This window comes from Streptomyces varsoviensis (assembly GCF_000718635.1).
Classification (GTDB): Bacteria; Actinomycetota; Actinomycetes; order Streptomycetales; family Streptomycetaceae; genus Streptomyces; species Streptomyces varsoviensis.
Window position 1 is genome coordinate 61,373 of the sequence record NZ_JOBF01000006.1, and the last position, 21,559, is coordinate 82,931.

The 21,559-nt window shown below is 74.1% G+C and carries 20 protein-coding genes; 5 read left to right on the top strand and 15 right to left on the bottom strand.

What is annotated here, in order from left to right; genetic code table 11:
- Positions 1-260: 260 nt before the first annotated feature.
- The 8 genes from IF55_RS11480 to IF55_RS40020 all read right to left on the bottom strand — a co-directional run bounded on the left by IF55_RS11480 (position 261) and on the right by IF55_RS40020 (position 8,842).
- Entirely contained in the window at positions 261-1,052 is a 792-nt protein-coding gene (locus tag IF55_RS11480; protein WP_245661159.1) for a hypothetical protein, read from the bottom strand.
- 188 nt (positions 1,053-1,240) lie between these two features.
- The gene (locus IF55_RS39305) at positions 1,241-2,068 is read right to left on the bottom strand and encodes a hypothetical protein (protein WP_030880459.1); all 828 of its coding nucleotides are present in this window, start codon (positions 2,066-2,068) and stop codon (positions 1,241-1,243) included.
- Between the two features lie 117 nt (positions 2,069-2,185).
- Positions 2,186-2,983, bottom strand: coding sequence for a type III pantothenate kinase (locus tag IF55_RS11490; protein ID WP_030880461.1), 798 nt, complete (start codon positions 2,981-2,983; stop codon positions 2,186-2,188).
- The gene (nadC, locus tag IF55_RS11495; RefSeq protein ID WP_078644176.1) at positions 2,983-4,101 is read right to left on the bottom strand and encodes a carboxylating nicotinate-nucleotide diphosphorylase; all 1,119 of its coding nucleotides are present in this window, start codon (positions 4,099-4,101) and stop codon (positions 2,983-2,985) included. The genes IF55_RS11490 and nadC overlap by 1 nt, the downstream gene beginning before the upstream one ends.
- Complete coding sequence (locus IF55_RS11500; protein ID WP_030880465.1) at positions 4,098-6,047, bottom strand: L-aspartate oxidase; 1,950 nt, start codon at positions 6,045-6,047, stop codon at positions 4,098-4,100. The genes nadC and IF55_RS11500 overlap by 4 nt, the downstream gene beginning before the upstream one ends.
- A complete protein-coding gene (panC, locus tag IF55_RS11505; RefSeq protein ID WP_106980368.1) occupies positions 6,044-7,219 on the bottom strand; it encodes a pantoate--beta-alanine ligase in 1,176 nt (391 codons plus the stop codon). The genes IF55_RS11500 and panC overlap by 4 nt, the downstream gene beginning before the upstream one ends.
- A 116-nt stretch (positions 7,220-7,335) precedes the next feature.
- Positions 7,336-8,292: a Rossmann-like and DUF2520 domain-containing protein gene (locus tag IF55_RS11510; protein WP_037964077.1), complete on the bottom strand. Its 957-nt coding sequence runs from the start codon at positions 8,290-8,292 to the stop codon at positions 7,336-7,338.
- Between the two features lie 244 nt (positions 8,293-8,536).
- On the bottom strand, positions 8,537-8,842 hold the full coding sequence (locus IF55_RS40020; protein WP_048831872.1) for a hypothetical protein: 306 nt from the start codon (positions 8,840-8,842) through the stop codon (positions 8,537-8,539).
- Positions 8,843-8,997: 155 nt separating this feature from the next.
- Between IF55_RS40020 and IF55_RS11520 the strand changes: the two genes are divergently transcribed.
- Complete coding sequence (locus IF55_RS11520; RefSeq protein ID WP_030880476.1) at positions 8,998-10,080, top strand: DUF5937 family protein; 1,083 nt, start codon at positions 8,998-9,000, stop codon at positions 10,078-10,080.
- Positions 10,081-10,165: 85 nt separating this feature from the next.
- Positions 10,166-10,783 carry a Uma2 family endonuclease gene (locus tag IF55_RS11525; protein WP_030880480.1) on the top strand — a complete coding sequence of 206 codons (618 nt, stop codon included), beginning with the start codon at positions 10,166-10,168 and terminating at the stop codon, positions 10,781-10,783.
- A 26-nt stretch (positions 10,784-10,809) separates the two neighbouring features.
- Here the strand turns inward: IF55_RS11525 and IF55_RS11530 are convergent, their stop codons facing one another.
- Together IF55_RS11530 and IF55_RS11535 are read right to left on the bottom strand one after the other, a co-directional pair.
- Positions 10,810-11,484 (bottom strand): response regulator transcription factor, encoded by a 675-nt coding sequence (locus IF55_RS11530; RefSeq protein WP_030880483.1) that lies wholly within the window; start codon positions 11,482-11,484, stop codon positions 10,810-10,812.
- 77 nt (positions 11,485-11,561) lie between these two features.
- Positions 11,562-12,758 carry a sensor histidine kinase gene (locus tag IF55_RS11535; RefSeq protein WP_030880486.1) on the bottom strand — a complete coding sequence of 399 codons (1,197 nt, stop codon included), beginning with the start codon at positions 12,756-12,758 and terminating at the stop codon, positions 11,562-11,564.
- A 256-nt stretch (positions 12,759-13,014) separates the two neighbouring features.
- On the opposite strand from IF55_RS11535, the gene IF55_RS11540 reads away from it, so the two are divergent.
- Complete coding sequence (locus IF55_RS11540; protein WP_030880489.1) at positions 13,015-14,055, top strand: SAM-dependent methyltransferase; 1,041 nt, start codon at positions 13,015-13,017, stop codon at positions 14,053-14,055.
- Positions 14,056-14,327: 272 nt separating this feature from the next.
- Positions 14,328-15,470 (top strand): NADH-quinone oxidoreductase subunit D, encoded by a 1,143-nt coding sequence (locus IF55_RS11545; RefSeq protein WP_030880492.1) that lies wholly within the window; start codon positions 14,328-14,330, stop codon positions 15,468-15,470.
- A 107-nt stretch (positions 15,471-15,577) separates the two neighbouring features.
- Here the strand turns inward: IF55_RS11545 and IF55_RS11550 are convergent, their stop codons facing one another.
- The 4 genes from IF55_RS11550 to IF55_RS11565 form a co-directional block, all read right to left on the bottom strand.
- On the bottom strand, positions 15,578-16,753 hold the full coding sequence (locus IF55_RS11550) for a hypothetical protein (protein WP_030880496.1): 1,176 nt from the start codon (positions 16,751-16,753) through the stop codon (positions 15,578-15,580).
- A gap of 74 nt (positions 16,754-16,827) precedes the next feature.
- Positions 16,828-17,796: an ABC transporter substrate-binding protein gene (locus tag IF55_RS11555; RefSeq protein ID WP_030880497.1), complete on the bottom strand. Its 969-nt coding sequence runs from the start codon at positions 17,794-17,796 to the stop codon at positions 16,828-16,830.
- A gap of 193 nt (positions 17,797-17,989) precedes the next feature.
- Positions 17,990-18,733: an ABC transporter permease gene (locus IF55_RS11560; protein ID WP_030880500.1), complete on the bottom strand. Its 744-nt coding sequence runs from the start codon at positions 18,731-18,733 to the stop codon at positions 17,990-17,992.
- Positions 18,733-19,416, bottom strand: a complete 684-nt coding sequence (locus tag IF55_RS11565) for an ABC transporter permease (protein ID WP_030880503.1) — start codon at positions 19,414-19,416, stop codon at positions 18,733-18,735. Before IF55_RS11565 ends, IF55_RS11560 begins: the two co-directional genes overlap by 1 nt.
- 128 nt (positions 19,417-19,544) lie before the next feature.
- Here IF55_RS11565 and IF55_RS11570 point away from each other — a divergent pair, with 128 nt between their 5' ends.
- Positions 19,545-20,714 carry a betaine/proline/choline family ABC transporter ATP-binding protein gene (locus tag IF55_RS11570; RefSeq protein WP_030880505.1) on the top strand — a complete coding sequence of 390 codons (1,170 nt, stop codon included), beginning with the start codon at positions 19,545-19,547 and terminating at the stop codon, positions 20,712-20,714.
- Positions 20,715-21,024: 310 nt separating this feature from the next.
- Here IF55_RS11570 and IF55_RS11575 read toward each other — a convergent pair whose 3' ends face one another.
- On the bottom strand, positions 21,025-21,516 hold the full coding sequence (locus IF55_RS11575) for a DUF3180 domain-containing protein (protein ID WP_030880507.1): 492 nt from the start codon (positions 21,514-21,516) through the stop codon (positions 21,025-21,027).
- Between the last annotated feature and the right edge of the window lie 43 nt (positions 21,517-21,559).

Consider the following 21,559-nt stretch of genomic DNA (forward strand, 5'->3'; position numbering starts at 1 on the left):
ACGACCGCGCGCGTTCGGCCGGTATCCGGCCGCGCGCTTCCGTCCGCGTCCGGCGGCGTGTGTTCGGTTCGCGTCCCCGGCGGCGCGTGTTGTTCGGTCCGTATCCGGCGGCGTGTGCTGTCCGGTCCGTATCCGGCGGCGCGTGTTGTTCGGTCCGTATCCGGCGGCGCGCGTTGTTCGCTCCGTCCCCGGCGGCGTGTGCTGTCCGGTCCGTATCCGGCGGCGTGTGCTGTCCGGTTCGTACGGGCCTCCTCGCCCGTTCAGGCCGTACGGGCCTCCTCGCCCGGACGCGGCGCGGGGGCCGGCGCCGAATTCGGGGCCGTATTCGGGGCCGTTCCCGGAACGGGGCCCGGAGAGGATTTCGGGGCCGTCGGCGGGCCGGGGCGGTGGCGGCGCGGCGGGAAGACCTCGGCCGGGGTGGGCGCGGGCCGTTTGGGCTGCGGCGCGCCGGGCTTCGCGGGAGCGGCGGGCCGGGGCGCCGGGCGGGGCGCGGGGCGCGGCTCGCCCCCGCCGGCCCCGTGGGCGGGCCGCGCGCCGCGCCCGCCGGGCAGGGCGAGGAGCTGCGCCCGCCGCGAGTTCGGCAGCAGGGGCGGCACCGGCTCGGCGGGGCGCTCCGCGAGGCGGGCCCGTACGGAGCGCTCGGCGATGCGTTCGCAGCGGTGCAGCAGGGCGCGGCGGCGGTCGGCCTCGGCGTCGCCGGCCGGGGCGGCGCAGAGCGAGCGGAGGGCGGTGAGGTCGTCCGGGCGGGGCAGATAGCCGGCCGCCAGGGCGCCCTGGAGCTGTTCCAGGTAGCCGGGGGCGGAGCCGGGGAGGGCGGCGCGGTAGCGGGCGAGGTCGGCGAGGAGGAAGGCCCGCAGCCGGCCTCCCTCGCGGACCGCCTCGTCCACGGCCTCGGCGAGCCGGAGGCAGTCCTGGACCTCCTCGGCCCGCGCGGGGCCGATCGGGGCGGGGACGGGGTGGGGCTGGAGGGCGATGGCGAGGGCGCGGCGGAGCACACGCAGCTCGTCCGCGCTGAACGCCATTCCGCCGCGGGGTCCATAGGGCGTGGGCATGGAGCGACTTTAAGTGCTTACCGGACAAAAATGGTTTAGGAGGTATGAGTCCGGCGTGGTCGAATGTCGCGGCGCTGTGGAAGAGAGGGCAGGGGGTGGGCGGCAGGCAGCGGCCGTGGGGCCCTCTGCTGGGGCCGGGGGAGGTGCCCTTGATCGCCGGGCAGGCCGCGCGCCGCCGAGCCCGGCGGCTACGGGTGAGGGTGGCGGCGGCGAGGCGGGATCGTGGTGGCGGTGATGCCGAGCGCCAGCGCGCCCGTCGCCAGCGCCAGGAGCAGCGGGGCGTTCCCCGGCCCTGTCTCGGCCAGGGTCGCCGCCGGGTGCGACGGCTTGGCGGTGACCGTCACGGCGTCGGCGCCCGGCGCGTCCGCCGGGTCCTCGATGTCCGTGCGGATCGGGGCCGCGTCGTTCTCCGGATGTGGATCGCGGGGCGCGTCCTCGCGGTCCAGGACGCGGATCTCCCCCTCCGCGCCCTCGACCTTCTTGTCGATACGGACGTCGAAGCGGAGCGTATCCGTGTCGCCGGGCCACAGCGGGGCTCCGATGGCGCATACGTACGTCCGCGCGCCCTTCACCCCGCAGGAACCGGCGCCGGAGGTGATGGTGGTGCCCTCCGGCGGCGTGACCTCGTACGCGTCCGCGCCGCGCCCCGTCCTGCCGTCGAGGCGCGCCACGCCCGGCCCGGCGTTTCTGACGCCCAGTTCGACGGGGACGGTCTGCCCGACCCGGCCCGCGACGACGTGCCCGACCGCCTGGTAGTCGACGGTCGCGTACGCGCCGGGGCCCCGTTCCGGCGGGCGGACACCGGGCGAACGGACGACGTCGTGAACGCGGGTGGCATCGGGGACGCGGACGGTGCCGGGGGCGTCCGCGATGTCGGGGGCGCCCGCGGCGTCGGTGGCGCCCGCGGCGTCGGTGGCGCCCGCGGCGTCGGCCTGGCCCATCGCCAGGACCGCTCCGGCCGCCGCCGTCGCCGCCACGGCCACCGCCGCGCGGCATAACTTCCGCTTCACGCCCATACGTCCCACGCTCCTCGCCCGCTCCCGCAACTCCCCCCGCCCGCAGGACCGTTCACGCGCCGAGCGGGTTGCCCGGCCGGGCCCGCCGGGGCCCGACCAAGATCGACGGGGACGATGTTAAGCGCGTGCGACGTTGCGTTCGTAGACGAGCCGCAGCCCGATGAGCGTGAGCCACGGTTCGTGCTCGTCGATGACCGACGACTCGCCGAGCACCATCGGCGAGAGGCCGCCCGTCGCGATGACGGTGACGTCCTCCGGGTCGTCGGCCAGCTCGGCCGCCATGCGCGTGACGACGCCGTCGACCTGGCCGGCGAAGCCGTAGAGGATGCCGGACTGCATCGCCTCGACGGTGTTCTTGCCGATGACGCTGCGCGGCCGGGCAAGTTCGATCTTGCGGAGCTGGGCGCCCTTGACGCCCAGCGCCTCCACGGAGATCTCGATGCCGGGCGCGATGACGCCGCCCGCGTACTCGCCGCGCGCGCTGACGGCGTCGAAGGTGGTGGCCGTGCCGAAGTCCACGACGACACAGGGCCCGCCGTACAGCTCGACGGCCGCGACCGCGTTGATGATGCGGTCGGCGCCGACCTCCTTCGGGTTGTCCATCAGGATCGGCACGCCCGTCTTGACGCCGGGCTCCACGAGGATCGCGGGCACGTCCCCGTAGTAGCGGCGGGTCACCTCGCGCAGTTCCTGGAGGACGGAGGGGACGGTGGAGCAGATGGCGATGCCCTCGATGCCGTCGCTCAGCTCCTCGCCGAGCAGCGGGTGCATGCCCATCAGGCCCTGGAGGAGCACGGCGAGTTCGTCGGCGGTGCGGCGGGCGTCCGTGGAGATCCGCCAGTGCTCGACGATCTCCTCGCCGTCGAAGAGGCCGAGGACGGTGTGGGTGTTTCCGACGTCGATGGTGAGCAGCATCAGGCCCGCCCGCCCTCGGTGGTGTCGGCGCCGCTCTGGTCGTCCCGGTCGCTCTGACCGCCGCTCCGACCGCTGAGGTCGCCCGCGTCATCCGCGTCGTCCTCCCGCAGGTCCAGGCCGATGTCCAGGATCGGGGAGGAGTGCGTGAGGCCGCCGACGGAGAGGTAGTCGACGCCGGCGTCCGCGTAGGCGCGGGCGTTGTCGAGGGTGAGGCGGCCGGAGGATTCGAGGGTGGCGCGGCCCGCGACGAGCCGCACGGCCTCGCGGGTCTGCTCGGGGGTGAAGTTGTCGAGCAGGATGAGGTCCGCGCCCTCGGCGAGGATCGGCGGGATCTGGTCCAGGGTGTCCACCTCGACCTCGATCGGCACGTCCGGGAACTCCGTCCGTACCGCCTTGAACGCCTCGGCCACCCCGCCCGCCGCGACGACGTGGTTGTCCTTGACGAGCGCCGCGTCGGACAGCGACATGCGGTGGTTGACGCCGCCGCCGCAGCGGACCGCGTACTTCTCCAGGGCGCGCAGGCCGGGCGTGGTCTTGCGGGTGTCGCGGACCTCGGCCCGCGTCCCGTCCAACGCGTCGGCCCAGGCGCGGGTCGCGGTCGCGATGCCGGAGAGGCGGCACAGGAGGTTGAGCGCGCTGCGCTCGCCGGTGAGCAGATCGCGGGTGCGGGCCCGTACGGACAGCAGTTTCTGACCGGCGCTCACCCGGTCGCCGTCCGCCACGTGCCGGTCCACCTCGAACGCGTCCCTGCACACCACGGACAGGACCGCCTCGGCGACGCGCAGCCCGGCGACGGTGCCGCTCTCGCGCGCGGTGAAGTCGCCGATGGCCACGGCTTCCTCGGGGACGGTGGCGACGGTCGTGACGTCCACGCCCTGGTCGAGGTCCTCCTCGATGGCCAGGTGCGCGATGTCCTCGACCTGGACGGGGTCGAGCCCCGCTTCCGCCAGCAGTTGGGCGAGGGCGGGGTCGAGGCCGCACTCCAGCGGGTCGGCGTCGTACGGCTCGCCGCCGCCACCGCAGCCGCACGCGTCACCGCAGCCGCCGCCGGAACCCGCGTCGACGGGCTCCTGGCCGGCGCGGCCGATCTGGAGCAGGGGGAGGTCGGGGGTGCTCACTGATACGACTCCGTCTCGGGGAGGGGTGCGATGGTCGCGGGGAAGGCGGGGGTGTCCGTCGTACGGACGCCGAGGGTGCGGTCCGGGCGCAGCGACACGAGGAGGTGGCGCCGCCAGGCCGCGTCGTCGCGCTCCGGGTGGTCCTCGCGCCAGTGGCAGCCGCGGGTCTCCGCACGGCGCTGGGCGGCGGCGACGAGCACGCGGGCGACGAGCAGGAGGTTGGTCGTCTCCCACGTCTCCACGGAGGGCTCGGCGGTCTTGCCCTCGCGCGCCAGCGCGTCGACCGCCCCACTGTGCAGCCGCGCCAGCCGCGCCGCCGCCTCCGCCAGGCTGGCGGCGGAACGCAGGACTCCGGCGCCGGTGGTCATCGCCCGCTGAATGGCGAACCGCGCCTCGGGGGCGACGAGGGCCGCTATGGCATCGGGGGCGGTGGCGGTCTCGGGGGCGGTGGCGGTCTCGGGGGCGGCCATGGCTTCGGGGGCGGGCGCGATGTCGGAGGCCGTCGCTGCGGTGTCGGGGGCGGGCGCGGCTTCGGGAGCCATCTCGGCCTCGGGGGCCGTCGCAGCTTCGGGAGCGGTCGTGGTCTCGGCGGCTGTCGCGGTCTCGGGGAGCGGCGGGGCCGCCGCGGCGTCCGTGGGCATGGGTGCCGCTGGGGCGTCGGGAGTCGCTGCGGCGTCAGGGGCCGCGCCGGGCGCCGCCGGGCACGATGTCACGTCGTCCGCGATGCGTTCCGCGAAGACCAGGCCCTCCAGGAGGGAGTTCGACGCCAGTCGATTGGCTCCGTGGACGCCGGTGCAGGCGACCTCGCCGCACGCGTAGAGGCCGGGCACCGTGGTGCGGCCGCGCAGGTCGGTCCGTACGCCGCCCGAGGCGTAGTGGGCGGCGGGGGCCACCGGGATCGGCTCGGTGACCGGGTCGATGCCGTGGGCGCGGCAGGCGGCGAGGATGGTCGGGAAGCGCGTCTCCCACATGCGGGCGCCGAAATGGCGGGCGTCGAGGTACATGTGCTCGGCGTCCCGCTCGCGCATCCGCCGCGTGATGGCCTTGGTGACGATGTCACGGGGCGCCAGCTCGGCGAGTTCGTGCTGCCCGAGCATGAAGCGGACGCCGTCCGCGTCGACGAGGTGGGCGCCCTCGCCCCGTACCGCCTCGGACACCAGGGGCTGCTGCCCCTCCGCGTCGGGTCCCAGCCACAGCACGGTGGGGTGGAACTGGACGAATTCGAGGTCGGAGACCTCCGCACCGGCGCGCAGCGCGAGCGCGACGCCGTCGCCCGTGGAGACGGGCGGGTTGGTGGTGGCGGAGAAGACCTGGCCCATGCCGCCGGTGGCCAGGACGACCGCCGGGGCGCGCACGGCTCCGACGCCGTCGCGCCGGCCCTCCCCCATGACGTGCAGGGTGACTCCCGCGGCGCGCCCGTCGGCGTCCTTGAGCAGGTCGAGGACGAGCGCGTTCTCGACGGTCTCGATGCCCGCCGCCCGTACCGCCGCGACCAGCGCGCGGGAGATCTCGGCGCCGGTCGCGTCGCCGCCCGCGTGGGCGATGCGGCGACGGTGGTGGCCGCCCTCGCGGGTCAGCAGGATCTCGCCGGTGTCGGCCGACGTGTCGAAGCGCGCGCCGGTCTCCATGAGCCGCCGGACCGCGGCGGGGCCCTCGGTGACCAGCGAGCGTACGGCCGCCTCGGCGCAGAGCCCCGCGCCCGCCACGAGGGTGTCGTCGAGGTGCTGGTCGGGCGTGTCGCCGTCGCCGAGCGCGGCCGCTATGCCGCCCTGCGCCCAGCGGGTGGAGCCGTCGTCGAGGCGCGCCTTGGTGACGACGGTGACCTTGACCCCGGCGGCGGCGCAGCGCAGGGCCGCGGTGAGCCCCGCGACGCCGGAGCCGATGACGACGACGTCGGCTTCGAGCGCCCAGCCGGGCGCGGGGGCGTGGAGGCGTATGGCGGTCATCGTTCCGCTCCGAACTCCAGGAGGACATTGTCGATCAGACGCGTCGTCCCGACCTTCGCGGCGACGGCCAGCACGGCCTCGCCCCTGTAGTCGTCGGGGACCTCGGTGAAGTCGGCGGGATCGACGAGAGCGAGGTAGTCGAGCACGAGCGACGGCCCGCCGCGCACCGCCGACGCGTCGGAAGCACCGGGGCCGTCCGGGGCGCCGGGATCGGCCGGAGCACCAGAGCCGTCCGGGGTGCCGGGGCCATCCGAGGCGCAGGGGCCGTCGGGACCACCGAAGCCGTCCGGGGTGCCGGTGCTGTCCGGAGTGCCGGGGGCATCGAGGTCGCTCGGGGCGCCGGGGCCACCGAGCGCACCGCCCGCGCTGCGAGCGGCTCGTGCGGCGAGGGTCTCGCGGGCCGCCTTGCGGGCGGCGGCCGGGCCGAGGGGGGCCGCCTCGCGGGCGGCGAACAGGGCCCGGGACAGCCCCAGCGCGGCAGCGCGATCGGCGGCGGAGAGGTAGCGGTTGCGGCTGGAGAGGGCGAGCCCGTCGGCCTCTCGTACGGTCTCCACGCCGACGATCTCGACGGGGAAGTCGAGGTCCCGGACCATGCGGCGGATCAGCGCCAACTGCTGGGCGTCCTTCTGCCCGTAGAGGGCGAGGTCCGGCGCGGTGAGGTGGAGGAGCTTGGCGACGACGGTGAGCATGCCGTCGAAGTGGCCGGGCCGGTGGGCGCCTTCCAGGCGCTCGCCCATGGGGCCGGCGGAGATGCGGACCTGGGGCTCGCCACCGGGGTAGACCTCCTCCGCGGCCGGGGCGAACACGGCGTCCGCGCCCGCCTCCCACGCGGTCTCCAGGTCCGCTTCGAGGGTGCGCGGATAGCGGTCGAGGTCCTCCCCCGCGCCGAACTGGAGCGGATTGACGAAGACCGTGACGACGACCTGCCCGTACGGCCCGACGCGATCCCGCGCGGCGCGGATGAGCGTCGCGTGCCCCTCGTGGAGCGCGCCCATGGTCATCACGACGGCGCGCCGCTCCCCCGGCGCCCGGGACAGGGCCCGCAGCTCGGCGGCCGTACGGAGCGGGGCCGCGGGGCCGTCGGCGGCCGCACGGGGCGGGGCCCCGAGCTCGTCGGCGCCCGTACGGACCGGGGTCGCGGAGGCCGGCGCCCCGGAAGCGTCGGCCGCCATCCGGAACGGGACCGCGGCACCAGGCCGTCCAGGCCCCGCCTCGTTCGAGGGCTCGGGCCCCGGCCCGCGCCCTGAGTTACTTGCGGGGACGTTCACCGGCGCGTTGTCGGATGCGCTCATCGGTCCGCCTCCCCGTCCCGGCGGGCTCCGCCGTCCGCGAGGACGCCGAGCAGGTCCTCCGCCAGCTCCGGTTTCAGCAGCCCGTGGGCGAGGGCGCGGTCGGCGGTCGTACGGGCCATCGCCAGGTAACCGGCGAGGGACTGCGGCGCGTGCGCGCGCAACTCGGCGACATGGGCGGCGACGGTGCCGGCGTCGCCGCGGGCCACGGGGCCCGTCAGCGCGTCGTCGCCGCTGCGCAGCGCGTTGTCGAGGGCCGCGCCGAGGAGGGGACCGAGCATCCGGTCGGGGGCCTCGACCCCGGCGGCGCGCAGCAGCTCCAGGGACTGGGCGACCAGGGTGACCAGGTGGTTCGCGCCGATGGCGAGGGCCGCGTGGTAGAGCGGGCGGGCGGCCTCCTCGACCCACTCGGGTTCGCCGCCCATCTCGATGACCAGGGCCTCGGCGGCGAGCCGGAGCTCGTCGGGGGCGGTGACGCCGAAGGAGCAGCCCGCGAGGCGCTGCACATCGACCGGCGTGCCGGTGAACGTCATCGCGGGGTGCAGGGCCAGCGGCAGCGCCCCGGCCCGGCGGGCGGGGTCGAGCACGGCCGTGCCGAACCGCCCGGAGGTGTGCACCAGGAGCTGCCCCGGGCGGACGGCGCCGGTTTCGACGATGCCCGCGACCAGGCCGGGCAGGGCGTCGTCGGGGACGGTGAGGAGCACGAGATCGGCGCGGGCGAGGACTTCGCCGGGCGGCACCAGCGGTACGTCCGGGAGCAGGGCGGCGGCGCGCCTGACGGAGGCGTCGGAGACTCCGGAGACGGCGACGGGGCGGTGCCCGGCGAGGCTCAGGGCGGCGGCGAGCGCGGGGCCGACGCGGCCCGCGCCGACGACGCCGACGGTGAGGCGGGCGGGTCGGTCCTTCGGGTTGGTCTGCTCCGAGGGGCCCGTGGGGTCGGGGTGGGGTGCGTTCACGCGGCGACGGCCTTCCGTTCCAGTCCGCGGGGGGTACCGGACGATTTCCCCGTCATGCTACGCGAGTACTTCCGGGCTGCGGCGGCACCGTCCACCGCCTGTGGATAACTTCACGGAAGCGCTGCTCACGACCGTATGTACCCGCCCGAAGCCCGGCCCGCACACGGCTCCCGCCCGTACCGTCCCGCAGCCGCGCACCCCGCCACCCGGCCCGCGCACGGCCCCCGCCCCTCGCGCTCCCCCCTCACGCCCGGCGCCCCGCTCTCGGCAGTCCGGAAGGAAGAAGCCGGTGGCCGACGCCCGAACGGGCCCGCCGCCCCGGCGCGCGTCCATCGGCCACGGCCCCCGCTCGCGGCCGCAGGAACCGCGTCAGCGCCGCGCGGCGGGCGCGCCGGGCCGCGGCCCGTTCGTCGACGACGGCCATGAACTCCCGCCACTGGCGCACTTCGCGCATCGCGCGCAGGTCCCCGGCGCCGGGGGCGGGCGGGGCGGCCTCGCCGCGGCGGGCGGCGCGGTAGGCGTCGAGCATGTGCTGCTGGAAGGCGTCCACGGTTCTCTCCTCGTGCGTCCTCGGAACGAGTGCTCGGCCGGTACGAGACCGGCCTGGAGGCCACCGTGCGCCGCGCCGTCGGCCCGCGGCGCGACGATTGACGAGGACCGTCAATCGACGCGCCGGTCGGCGCTCGCGACCGGCACGATAAACGTATGAGCGTGGACATCGACATCACGGGGCTGCCCCTGGAGCGCATCAGCTTCAGCCCGTCGCCGCTGGCCGAACTGGGGGCGATGCTGCACGCCCTCTCGGAGCCGGGGCACCACCCGGGCCTGCACGGCTGGGCCACCGCGACCGCCGCCTCGCTCAAGCCGGACCTGGCCGACCGGCTGACGGAGGCGGACTTCCTGTGGCGGTCGGCGCGCTCGGACATCCTGCTGCCGTCCGAACCGGGGGCGACGCTCGCCGAGGAACTGGACGCGCTCGACCGGATCGACGACGAGACGTTCGTCTCCGCGGCCTTCGAGATCACGTGCTCGACCACGTACGGGGCCGACGTGCCATCGCCGCTGGTCGACGCCGCTCAGCGGGCCCGGGTGCGCGAGCTGTCGGCCGCGCGCGGCCCCAGGCAGGCGAACTTCACGGACCGGATGCTGGAGGACCCGCTCGCGCTGCGGGCATGGCTGCGCCGGCTGCTGGAGGACTGCGAGCAGGCGTTCTTCGCGGACACCTGGGCGCGCGTGCAGGTCCAGTTGGCGGCCGACGCCCGCCATAAGGCGGACCTGCTCCAGCGCAAGGGCCTCACCGAGGCGCTTGCCGCGGTCTCACCGGCGGTGACGCTCTCCGAGGACGGCTCGCGGATCATGGTGGACAAGCTCGCCAGCTCCTGCTCCAGCGCGTACGGCAACTCCCTGACCTTCGTCCCGACCGCCTTCGGCTGGCCGCACCTCTTCGTGCTGCACCGCCCGGGCTGGGCCCCGGTCATCCAGTACCCGATCGCCTCCCCCGAGCTGCCGGAGGTGATGGCCCTCCAGGTGGTCCAGCGCCGCATGGAAGCCCTCGCCCACCCGACCCGCATGCGCCTGTGCCGCACCCTCGCCCGCGGCCCCCACACCACCGGCGAACTGGCCGCCGCCTACGGCCTGACCCCACCAGAGGTCTCCCGCCACATAGCCACCCTCAAAAAAGCCGGCCTCCTCTCCACCCGCCGCCGCGGCCGCTACGTCCTCCACCAACTCGACCTCACCACCGTGGCCCGCATCGGCAGCGACTTCCTCCAAACCATCCTCCGCTGACGGGCCGCACCGCGGGGGGCGAGGCAGGGGTAGCTGTCAGTGGGTGGGGCTACTCTGCGACTCCCCGGCACAAGGAGGCCGCCAAATGGCAGTCCTGGACGAGAGGCCACGGCCGCACCCCCAGATGCTGCCCGAACAGTTCGAAGCCCTCGCCGCCGCGGCGGCGAGGGAGGCCGACGGCCTGCGCCTGGAATTCATCGGGGGAAGGCTGTGGGTCAAGGCCGTGCCGGACGGGCTCCACCGGACGATCATCATGTGGCTGATACGGCAGTGCCTCCAGCAGGCACCCGCGCTGGACCTCCACACCGGCCAAGGGCTCAGGATCGAGACGTACCGCAAGGGCAGGGCACGCCCCGACGGCGCCCTCGCCCCGACGGCTCACTTCGTCCGGGCCGGGGAGTGGGCCGACCCCGCCGGCGTGCTCATGACCGTCGAAATCACCTCCCACGACCATGACACCAATCAGCGCGACCGGGTCGAGAAACCCCGCGCCTTCGCCGAGAGCGGCATCCCCGTCTACCTGCTGATCGACCGCGAAGCCGACGAGGTCACCGTCTACAGCGAACCGGCGGACGGCTCGTACCAAGAGCGCCACTCCGCCGCCTTCGGCAAGACCGTCGCCCTGCCGGACCCGGTGGGCATCACCCTCGACACCGAGCCGCTCAAGTCATGGAGCGCCACAGCCCAAGACGCCAGTGCGTAAAGCCGGGGCGTAAACGGAGCGGTCCTCTATTGAGCGCCGCCGCCCGCGCGTACCAGGCCTGATTCGTAGGCGAGGACGACGACCTGGACGCGGTCCCTGAGGCCCAGTTTGGTGAGGATGCGGCCCACGTGGGTCTTGACGGTGGCTTCGGAGAGAACGAGGCGGGCGGCGATCTCGCCGTTGGACATGCCTTGGGCGACGAGGAGCATGACCTCGCGTTCGCGGCCGGTCAGGCGGTCGAGTTCGGAGTTGGAGGGGTCCTTGGAGGTGCTGGGGAGCATCGGGGTGAAGCGGTCGAGGAGGCGGCGGGTGGTGCTGGGGGCGACCACGGCGTCGCCGCTGTGCACGGCGCGGATCGCGCCGAGGAGTTCCCCGGGCGGCACGTCCTTGAGCATGAATCCGCTGGCCCCGACCTTCAGCGCCGAGAAGGCGTACTCGTCGAGGTCGAAGGTGGTCAGTATCAGCACCTTCGGCGGGTCCGTCTGCGCGCAGATGCGACGGGTGGCCTCCACGCCGTCCAGTCTCGGCATGCGCACATCCATCAGCACCACGTCCACCGCTGTGGCGCGCAGCACCTCCAGCGCCTCCACGCCGTCCCCGGCCTCGGCGACGACCTCCATGTCGGGCTGGGCCGCCAGCACCATGCGGAAGCCCGTACGGAGCAGGACCTGATCGTCGACGAGCATGACCCGGATCGACATGCGGCGTTACCTTTCCTCAGCGGTTTCGTGAGCGTACGCGCCGGAAGCGCCCACCGGCGAACGTTGGGGCGGGGTTGTCAACGGCCGGCCTTCAGCGGCAGCAGCGCGCTGATCCGGAACCCGCCGCCCGGCCGCGGGCCCGCGTCCAGCGTCCCCCCGACCATGCCGACGCGCTCGCGCATGCCGATCAGGCCGTGCCCCATGCCGTCCGCGCCGCCCTCCTCGTACAGCTCGTGCTGCGCGCCCCGCCCGTCGTCCTCCACCAGCAGCCCCAGCCCGTCGTCGAAGAACGTGAGCCGGACGCTGGCGCCGACGTTCGGGCCGCCGTGCTTACGGGTATTGGTGAGCGCTTCCTGCACGATGCGGTAGGCCGTCAGCTCGACACCGCTCGGCAGCGGCCGCGGCGCCCCCTCGACCTGGAAGTCGACGGCCATCCCGGCGGTGCGCACCTGCTCCACGAGGTCGTTGATCTGCTCCACGTCCGGCTGCGGCACATACTCGCCGCCCTCGCCGCTCTCGTCCGTGCGCAGCACGCCCAGCAGCCGCCGCATCTCCGCGAGCGCCTGCCGCCCGGTCCCGGAGATCGTCTCCAGCGCCTGTTTGGCCTGCTCCGGAGAGCCGTCCAGGACGTACGCGGCGCCGTCGGCCTGCACCACCATCACCGACACGTTGTGCGCGACCACGTCGTGCAGCTCACGGGCGATGCGCGCCCGCTCCGCGGCCACCGCCATCCGCGCCTGCGCCTCGCGCTCCTTCTCCAGCCGGTCGGCGCGCTCCTGGAGCTGCGCCCAGTACGCGCGGCGGGTGCGCACGGAGTCGCCCAGCACCCAGGCGAGCGCGAACGGCACGGTGAGGAAGGCGACGCCGACCAGGTTCTGCCAGCCGCCGGTCGGATTCCCCGGCCAGCGCACGTTGTTGACCGTCGGCGCGAGCAGCCCGCAGGCCAGCGCCAGCCGGGACGCCCACCGCTTCCCGTCCGCGGCCACGGTGTAGATGATCACCAGCAGCGCGAAGTCCGCGGGGTTGATGTACACGTCCCCCGCGAGCTGGAGCACCCCGCACCCCAGCGCCACGAGCAGCATCTGCTCCGGCCACCGGCGGCGCAGCGCGACCACGGTGCAGAGCGCGACGACGGCCAGCGTCGCCAGGCCCTGCTGCACCGCGCCCTCCGGCGCCTGCAGGAGCCAGATCCCGCTGACCCCGAACAGCAGGAGAGCCCAGAAGCTGTCCACACCGGTCGGGTGCCTGCGGAAGAAGTCGTAGAGGCGCTGCACGTAACCCAGCGTAGGGACCGCAAGCACGTGCCGGGGTCAGCCGGACGATCGATCCATGCACCTCCGGTCTACTCCCCAAGGTGGATACGGGCTCGGCGCGAAGGAGACGCGAAGGAGACGCGAAGGAGAGGGGCACACTCTGAACGGGCCCCTCCGCCCCTCCGCTGTGCCGGCCCGGCCCCGCTCCCCGGCCCGCCCGCACCGAGTTATCCACAGGCCCGAACCGCCCGCGCCCCGCCTCGCATACCGTTCTCGCATGACGCGCACAGCGAGCGGAGCACGGACCTGGCGGGCGGCGACCGAGGCCGCGCTGTACGGGCCGCACGGCTTCTACCGCAGGCCCGGCGGCCCCGGCCCGGCGGGCCACTTCCGTACGTCCGTACACGCCTCCTCCCAGTACGCGGCGGCCGTCGCCGAGCTGCTGCGCCGCGTCGACGAAGCCCTCGCCCGCCCGCCGCACCTGGCGTTCGTCGACGTCGGCGCGGGACGCGGCGAGCTGACGGCGGGTGTCCTCGCGCGGGTCCCGGAGGACGTGGCCGCACGGCTGCGCCCGTACGCCGTCGAGCGCGCCCCCCGGCCCGCCGGCCTCGACCCGCGCGTCGAGTGGCTCGCCGGGCTCGACGCGGCCCCGGCCGGGCTGACGGGCCTGCTCTTCGCCAACGAATGGCTCGACAACGTGCCGGTCGATGTCGCCGAGACCGACGACGAGGGCACCGCCCGCCGCGTCCTCGTACGGGCCGACGGCGAGGAGGCGCCCGGCCCGCCCGTCGACGGCGCCGACGCCGCCTGGCTGGCCCGCTGGTGGCCGCTGGACGGCGCGCCGCCCGGCACCCGCGCCGAGATCGGACTGCCGCGCGACCTCGCGTGGGCGGGCGCCGTGCGCGCCCTCGGCGCGGGCCTCGCCGTCGCCGTCGACTACGCCCACGAGCACGGCGCCCGGCCGCCGCTGGGCACCTTGACGGGCTTCCGGGACGGCAGGGAAGTGCGGCCGGTGCCGGACGGCTCGTGCGACATCACGGCGCATGTGGCCCTCGACGCGTGCGCCGCGGCCGGATCGGGCGACGGCCCGGCCCCGGCCCCGCGCACCCAGCGCGAGGTCCTGCGAGCGCTCGGCGTCGACGGGCGGCGCCCGCCGGCCTCCCTCGCGTCGAGCGATCCGATCGGGTACATACGGGCCCTCGGCGCGGCCGGAGAGGCCGCCGAGCTGACCGACCCCGCCGGTCTGGGCGGCTTCGGCTGGCTCATCCAGCCCGTCGGCCCCGCCTGCGCCGGCCTCCCGGCGGCCCTCGCCACCTGACGGCCTGTGCCGTGCCGCCGACCGCCCTCGCCAACTGACCGGCTGACCGGCTGACCGGCCGGCCAGGTCCGAGCGGTCGGCCGACCGGGCCGAGCAGCCCTACGCCCGTACCGCCGCCCCACCGTCCAGCCCCCAGCCCCGCACCCGCACCCGCACCCGCACCCGCACCCGCACCGGAAGGATCACGGCGTACGGGCCAAGGCCCCGTCCCGTTCCCCTCGGGCGTCCCCACGCCCGTACCGCCGTCCACGCGAGCTGAGAGACTACCCACCATGACGGAGACGACAGTCGGCATCGGCGGCGCGGCGGAGAGCACCGACATGGTGCTCAACATCGGCCCGCAGCACCCGTCCACGCACGGAGTGCTGCGCCTGCGCCTGGTCCTCGACGGCGAGCGCGTCCAGCACGCCGAGCCCGTCATCGGCTATATGCACCGCGGCGCGGAGAAGCTGTTCGAGGCGCGCGACTACCGCCAGATCATCATGCTCGCCAACCGGCACGACTGGCTCTCCGCCTTCTCCAACGAGCTCGGCGTCGTGCTGGCCGTCGAGCGGATGCTCGGCATGGAGGTCCCCGAGCGCGCCGTGTGGACGCGCACGCTCCTCGCCGAGCTCAACCGGGTGCTGAACCACCTGATGTTCCTCGGCTCGTACCCGCTGGAACTGGGCGGCATCACGCCCGTCTTCCACGCCTTCCGGGAGCGCGAGGAGCTCCAGGCCGTGATGGAGGAGGTCTCCGGCGGCCGGATGCACTACATGTTCAATCGGGTCGGCGGCCTCAAGGAGGACCTGCCGGCGGGCTGGCTCGGCCGGGCCCGGCACGCGGTCGCCGATGTGCGCTCGCGCATGGACGTGTACGACCGGCTCGTGCTCGGCAACGAGATCTTCCGGGGCCGTACGCGCGGCGTCGGCGTGCTCTCCCGCGAGGCCGTGCACGGCTACGGCGTCTCGGGGCCGATCGCCCGCGCCTCCGGCGTCGACTTCGACCTGCGCCGCGACGAGCCGTACCTCGCGTACGGCGAGCTCCAGAACACCCTCAAGGTCGTCACCCGCGCCGAGGGCGACTGCCTGGCCCGGTTCGAGTGTCTGCTGGAGCAGACCCACAACGCGCTGGATCTGGCCGACGCGTGCCTCGACCGGATCGCGGAGCTCGCGCCGGGGCCGATCAACCAGCGGCTCCCGAAGGTGCTCAAGGCCCCCGAGGGCGCCACCTACGCCTGGACCGAGAACCCGCTGGGCGTCAACGGCTACTACCTCGTCTCCAAGGGCGAGAAGACGCCGTACCGCCTCAAGCTCCGCTCCGCCTCGTTCAACAACATCCAGGCGCTGACGGAGCTGCTGCCCGGGACGCTCGTCGCGGACATGGTCGCGATCCTGGGCTCGCTGTTCTTCGTCGTCGGCGACATCGACAAGTAGCCCGGAAACAGCCCGGCGGGCGGCGGGCAGGCGGCGGACGCCGCCGCCTGAGCCCCTACGAAGCCGCCCTGCGAAACCGCCCTGCGAAACCGCCCTACCAGAACGCTCTACGAGATAGCCGTGCGCAGTTCCGCGACGTCGATCTGCTCGGTCTCGTCGTGCGCGGTCAGGTCGATGACCTCGCCCGAGTCGCCCTTGCGGAGCTCCTGCTCGGCGACCGCCTCGTCGCCGACGACGTCCGCGAGGTCCGCCCCGGCCAGTTCGTCGTCGTCCGGCTTCCCGGCCGCCGGCGGAGCCGCGATAGCCTTCGGCGCACTCGCGCCCGCCCCGGCGGCCGAGCCGCCCTTCGCGAAGACGGAACCCGCGCCCGTACCGGAGCCCGAGCCCGCGCCCGTACCAGAACCCGTGCCCGTACCCGTGCCGAAGAAGTCGAAGCCGCCCTGCGCGCGGGACGCGGCCCGGCGGGCGGCCGGGAGCTGCGGCACGACGGCCGCGGCGGCGGGCACGGTGTGGTGCTCGCGAGCCTCGCGGACCAGGCCCCCGCCCGCGGCGGCCGTACGGGCGTCGCCCGCCGGCTTGGCCGGCCCTCCCGAGCCGGCCGTGCCGTCGGCCGTGCCGTCCCGGTCCAGCCGCGCGGCGGCCTCCCTGCGGCGGGCCTCGTCGACGGTGCGCTTGATCTCCTGGCGCGCCGCGTTGCGCACGAGGTCGCGCAGGGCCGCGTCCGCCTTGCGGTAGTCGGCGGAGGTGGGCCGCCGCGCGTCCGTACGGGCCTCCGTACGGTCCTCCGGGCCGGCGGCCGCCCCCGCGAGGGCCTTGGCGGCCGGGTCCGCGGCCTCCAGGGAGAGCTTGCGGCGGACCTCCAGGGCGCTGGCCCGCTCGGTCTCGGCGGTGGCGTAGCGGCGCAGCAGGTCGGCGTGTTCGGTGCGCAGCCGGGCCAGCTCGGCGCGCTTGGCGCGCAGCTTCGTGTCGAGGGCGGCGCGCTTCTCGCGCGCTTCCTCGGCCTCGTTCTCCAGCTCCGCTACGCGCTCGTCGGTCTTCCACTCCTCACGGGCGAGGGCGGTGGTGAGCTCGGTGACCCGCTTGCCGGCGCCCCGGTCCCAGTGGCGCATGAGGAACGCGCCGACGACCGCGGCGGCCCCGGCCGCGGCGGCCAGCGAGCGGATCACCAGTGTTTCGCCCACCACCCAAGAACCGGCGGCGCAGACGACTGATGTCGCGGCGACCGTCGTCGGAGCGAGCAGCTTGTGCAGGGGTTGCGAATGACGGTGGCGTCCACGTGGCATGGCCTGAAACTTACCGTGCGTCGTGCGCCGAGTGGGACCCCACCGCCCAAACTGTTCCACCGCGGTTACTTCTCCTACTTCGTCAGCAGCCCCTTCTCCTTCAGATACCGCTCCGCGACGTCCGCCGGCTTCAGTCGTTCGGCGTCCACTTTTTTGTTGAGTTCGGTCAGATCAGCGGTGGTCAGCACCCTGGTGATCTTGTTGAGAGCGTCCGTGATCTTCTTCGAACCGGCCTTCTTCGCATTCACCACCGGCAGCACGTTGTCGGAGTTCTGGAGCTTCTTGTCGTCCTCCAACAGCGCCAGGCCGAACTGATCGAGCGTCGCGTCGGTGGTCGTGGTGAGGACCATCTGGTCCTTGCCGTCCTTGACCGCCTGCTTCGCCTGGACGCTGCCGACGTCGAGCGGGTCTATGCCCGTGATGTCGATGCCGTAGGTCTTCTCCAGGCCGGGCTGGCAGAAGGGCCGGTCCGGGCATTCGTCGCCGGCCGCGAGCTTGACCTTCTGCTTCGACTTTCCAAGATCGGAAAGCGTCTTGAGGTGGTGCTTGTCGGCGAACTCCTTGGTCACCGCGAACGCGTTCTGGTCGACGGCCTTGCCGGGGTCGAGGACCTTCAGCCCGCGCGGCTCGGCGAGCTTGCGCAGCGCTTTGACCGTGGCATCGGCGTCGGGCGAGGCGACCGTGGGCGCGTTCTTCCCGTTCGCCTTCTTGTTGAGGAATTCGGCGAGCGTCGCCGCGTACTCCGGTACGACGTCCATCTGGCCCTGTTCGAGGGCGGGTTCATAAAGCTCACGGGCGTCGACCGTCTTGATCGACGTCGAATAGCCGGCGTCCGACAGGACCCGCGCGTACATCTCGGCGAGCACCTTGGACTCGGTGAACGACGCCGACCCGACCACCAGCGAGCCCGCGCCCCCGCCCGGCTCGGTGGAGGCGTCGCCGCCCTTGGTCTTCTCCAGGCTGTCGCCCCCGCAGGCGGCCAGGCTCGCCGCGAGCGCGACGGCGGCGGCCGCCGCGCCGGCCGTCCGGTAGATCCTGTTCATGGTGTCCCCATCCGTCGTCGTACGTGGTTGTTCTTCATCGGCCGTCCGCCGGCCGCGAGTCCGCGGGAGGCCGCGCGCCCACCCGCACGGCGCACAGCTCGGGCCAGGTCGGCTCGGGCCAGGTCGGCTCGGGTCGGCCCCGGCCCGGTCAGGCCGGCTCAGGCCCGGTCGGTTAAGGCCCGGCCAGGTCCAGTCAGGTCAGTTCGAGGCTCTTCGGGGCGGTCGGCGCCTGGTCCGCCGGCGGCCGCTCCGCCGGGCCCCGGGCGCGCCCGCCGCGCCGCCGCATCGGGTCCAGGGCCTTCGTCAGCACCACGAACACGCCCTCGACCAGCAGCGCCAGGGCCGCCACGAGCACCGCGCCGGCCACCACCTGCGGGGTGTCGGTCAGCCGGAACCCGGCCGTGATGATCCGGCCCAGCCCGCCGCCGCCGGGCAGCGCGGCGAGCGTCGCCGTGGCCACCACCTGCACGGCCGCGGTCCGTACGCCCGTCATGATCAGCGGAAAGGCGAGCGGCAGCTCCACTCGGCCGACAAGCTGACGCCCCGACATGCCCATGCCGCGGGCCGCCTCGACCACATCGCGGTCCACCTCGCGCATGCCCACGTACGCGTTGGTCAGCAGCGGCGGGATGGCGAACAGCACCAAGGCGATGATCGTCGGCCAGGAGCCGTGCGTGCCCAGCGGGCTGAGCAGCAGCAGGACCAGCACGGCGAAGGTGGGCACCGCGCGCCCCGCGTTGGAGATGTTCACCGCGAGGGCGCCGCCGCGGCCCAGGTGCCCCAGCACCAGGGCGATGGGCAGCGCGATGGCGCACGAGATCACCAGGCAGGCCGCGGTCAGGAAGAGGTGCTGGCCGAGCCGGTGCCACACGCCGTCCGCGCCGCTCCAGTGCTCCCCGGTGACGAGCCAGGTCCACGCGTCCCCGATGACGCCCATCAGGTCTTCACCTTCCGCCGCTTACGCGTCCAGGGGGTCAGCAGCCGCTGCGCTCCGAGCAGCGTGAGATCGGCCACGATCGCGAGCGCCACGCACAGCACGGACGCGGTGAGCACCTGCGCCTTGAAGAAGCTGCGCATGCCTTCGTAAATGAGATTTCCGAGGCCGCCGTATCCGATGATGGCGCCGACCGTGGTCAGCGAGACGGTGGAAACCGTGGTGATCCGCAGCCCCGCCATCACCGCGGGAAGTGCGAGGGGCAGTTCCACTTCGAAGAGCAACCGCGCCGGCCCGTAACCCATGCCGCGGGCCGCTTCCCGCGCCTCTTCCGGCACCGAGGCCAGCCCGGCCAATATGTTGCGGACGAGAATCGTCAGGGAATACAGCACAAGCCCCGTCACCACGACCGCCACGGATACCCCGAAAACGGGCAGCAACAGCGAGAACATCGCCAATGACGGCACCGTATACAAAATCGTGGTCAGCCCGAGCACCGGCCCCGCCACCGCCCGCCACCTGCGCGCCAGCAGTGCCAGCGGAAATGCCAGGAGCAGCCCGATGGCCACCGATCCGAGCGTGATGCCGATGTGCTGGAGCGTCGCGTCCGTCAGCTCCGCCCCGCGTGTCCGTACATATTCCCCGCAGATCCACTCATTGGCGATAAGGCAGTTCTGGTCGGCCATGCGCTCTCACCCCCTCTGGCCGTCGGCCATCGATTCCTGGCGACCCTATCCCCGAGCACTGACAATCGCCTCCGGCCGCCACACAACGGCAACAATGTCTGTCAGGAGTACGGACACAATGGGGAGCCATGATCCGATTCGAGCACGTCACCAAGCGCTATGCCGACGGCACGACCGCCGTGGACGATCTGTCCTTCGAGGTCGCGGAGGGCGAGCTGGTCACGCTCGTCGGGCCGTCCGGCTGTGGCAAGACCACCACCATGAAAATGGTCAACCGCCTCATCGAGCCGACCAGTGGCCAGATCTATCTGGACGGCAGCGACATCTCGACGGTCGACCCCGTCGAACTGCGCCGCCGCATCGGATATGTCATCCAGCAGGTCGGCCTCTTCCCCCACAAGACGGTCCTCGACAACACCGCGACCGTGCCGCACCTGCTGGGCTGGCAGCGGAAGAAGGCGCGGGCCCGCGCCGCCGAGCTGCTGGACCTCGTCGGCCTCGACCCGTCCGTATTCGGCGACCGCTATCCGGACCAGCTCTCCGGCGGCCAGCGGCAGCGCGTCGGCGTGGCCCGCGCGCTCGCCGCCGACCCGCCCGTCCTGCTGATGGACGAGCCCTTCGGCGCGGTCGACCCGGTCGTCCGCGAGCACCTGCAGAACGAGTTCCTGCGGCTCCAGTCCCAGGTGCACAAGACCGTGTTGTTCGTCACCCATGACATCGAGGAGGCGGTGCGGCTCGGCGACCGCATCGCCGTGTACGGGGAGGGGCGCATCGAGCAGTTCGACCCGCCGACGGCGGTGCTGGGGGCGCCCGCGACGCCGTACGTGGCCGACTTCGTCGGCGCGGACCGCGGCCTCAAGCGGCTGTCCGTCACCCCGATCGAGCCCGGCGACCTCGTGCAGCCGCCGATCGTCCACCTGGACGACCCGCTGCCGGACGCCGCGGCCCGGCTCGCCGTCGACGACCCGGAGGCCCGCTGGGCGGTCGTCCTGGACGACGCGGAGCACCTGCACGGCTGGGTCTCCGCGGACGCCCTCGCCGGCGGCGGCACGGTCCGCGACCACTCCCGCCGGATGGCCGCCTGGCTGCCGGTGGGCGCGTCCCTGAAGCAGGCGTTCAGCACGATGCTCCAGCACGACGCGGGCTGGATCGCCGTCCTCGACGGCGAGCACGCCGACCACTTCCTGGGCGTCCTCACCCCGGCCCGCCTCCACGAGGCCCTGCGCCGCTCCATCGACGCGGACGCCAAGGGGGGCGCCCGGGAGGACGTGGAACTGGAGACGGTCTCGGAGGCGTAGCGGTACGGGCGCACGCGCGGCTGTACGGGCGTCCGTGCCGCGCGGCCGTGCGGGGGCCGCCCCCGCAGGCCCCGCCGCGTCCCCGTACGGGCCAGAGCGGCTCTCCGTACGCCCGCCGCCGCGTGACCGTGGCCGTACGGTCGCGGAGCCGCGCGCACCGCGTGGCCGCGAGCGTACGGGCCTGCTGGCTGTACGTCCGTGCCGCGGGCCGTACAGGGGCCGCCCCGCAGGGCGCGCGTACGCCGCGCCCGTGACCGTACGGAGGGGACCAGGACGGCCGTGACCGTACGGAGGGCCGGGGCGGGCGTTCCTACGCTCGGGCCGTCCCGCCGCCCTCGTCGTCGTCATCGTCGTCCGGGAGGCGGCACACCCGCTCCAGGAAGAACGCCGCCGCCACCACGCAGAGCCCGGCCACCACCGAGGCACCGGCGTAGATCGCCTGGTCGCGGCGGGCCGTCACGTCCAGACCATCCATCCACAAGAACACGCCCGTGCCGCCGTACATCCCCGCGACCAGGGCCGCCACCAGCGCGCTCGCCTGGCCGAAGACGACCGCCCGGGCGGCCACCAGCGGGTCGACGCCCTTGGCGCCGGCGCGCCGCTCGCGCTGGGCGCGCAGCCGCGCGCGGAGCGACAGGGCCGTCGCCGCCAGCACCACGGCGATCACCGCGAGCACGATCGGCGCCGCCACCGGCACCTTCGGCAGCGTCCCGACCGAGTCCCACAACCGGGCGCCGGCCCACGACAGCACTCCGGCCGCGGCGAACAGCCCGACCAGCACACTCACCCGTAGTTGCTTCACCGAGCGGTCGACCCCTCATGTCCTCTTGCGTACGTACGTCAGC

Excerpts from the sequence above, each read along its gene's own strand:
- IF55_RS39305 (WP_030880459.1), bottom strand. The coding sequence starts at position 2,068 with ATGGGCGTGAAGCGGAAGTTATGCCGCGCGGCGGTGGCCGTGGCGGCG.
- panC (WP_106980368.1), bottom strand. The coding sequence starts at position 7,219 with ATGGCGGCCGACGCTTCCGGGGCGCCGGCCTCCGCGACCCCGGTCCGT.
- IF55_RS11555 (WP_030880497.1), bottom strand. The coding sequence starts at position 17,796 with ATGAACAGGATCTACCGGACGGCCGGCGCGGCGGCCGCCGCCGTCGCG.
- IF55_RS11560 (WP_030880500.1), bottom strand. The coding sequence starts at position 18,733 with ATGGGCGTCATCGGGGACGCGTGGACCTGGCTCGTCACCGGGGAGCAC.
- IF55_RS11480 (WP_245661159.1), bottom strand. The coding sequence starts at position 1,052 with ATGCCCACGCCCTATGGACCCCGCGGCGGAATGGCGTTCAGCGCGGAC.
- IF55_RS11545 (WP_030880492.1), top strand. The coding sequence starts at position 14,328 with ATGACGGAGACGACAGTCGGCATCGGCGGCGCGGCGGAGAGCACCGAC.
- IF55_RS11530 (WP_030880483.1), bottom strand. The coding sequence starts at position 11,484 with ATGTCGATCCGGGTCATGCTCGTCGACGATCAGGTCCTGCTCCGTACG.
- IF55_RS11570 (WP_030880505.1), top strand. The coding sequence starts at position 19,545 with ATGATCCGATTCGAGCACGTCACCAAGCGCTATGCCGACGGCACGACC.
- IF55_RS11490 (WP_030880461.1), bottom strand. The coding sequence starts at position 2,983 with ATGCTGCTCACCATCGACGTCGGAAACACCCACACCGTCCTCGGCCTC.
- IF55_RS11565 (WP_030880503.1), bottom strand. The coding sequence starts at position 19,416 with ATGGCCGACCAGAACTGCCTTATCGCCAATGAGTGGATCTGCGGGGAA.
- IF55_RS11520 (WP_030880476.1), top strand. The coding sequence starts at position 8,998 with ATGAGCGTGGACATCGACATCACGGGGCTGCCCCTGGAGCGCATCAGC.
- IF55_RS11550 (WP_030880496.1), bottom strand. The coding sequence starts at position 16,753 with ATGCCACGTGGACGCCACCGTCATTCGCAACCCCTGCACAAGCTGCTC.
- IF55_RS11540 (WP_030880489.1), top strand. The coding sequence starts at position 13,015 with ATGACGCGCACAGCGAGCGGAGCACGGACCTGGCGGGCGGCGACCGAG.
- IF55_RS11500 (WP_030880465.1), bottom strand. The coding sequence starts at position 6,047 with ATGACCGCCATACGCCTCCACGCCCCCGCGCCCGGCTGGGCGCTCGAA.
- IF55_RS11525 (WP_030880480.1), top strand. The coding sequence starts at position 10,166 with ATGGCAGTCCTGGACGAGAGGCCACGGCCGCACCCCCAGATGCTGCCC.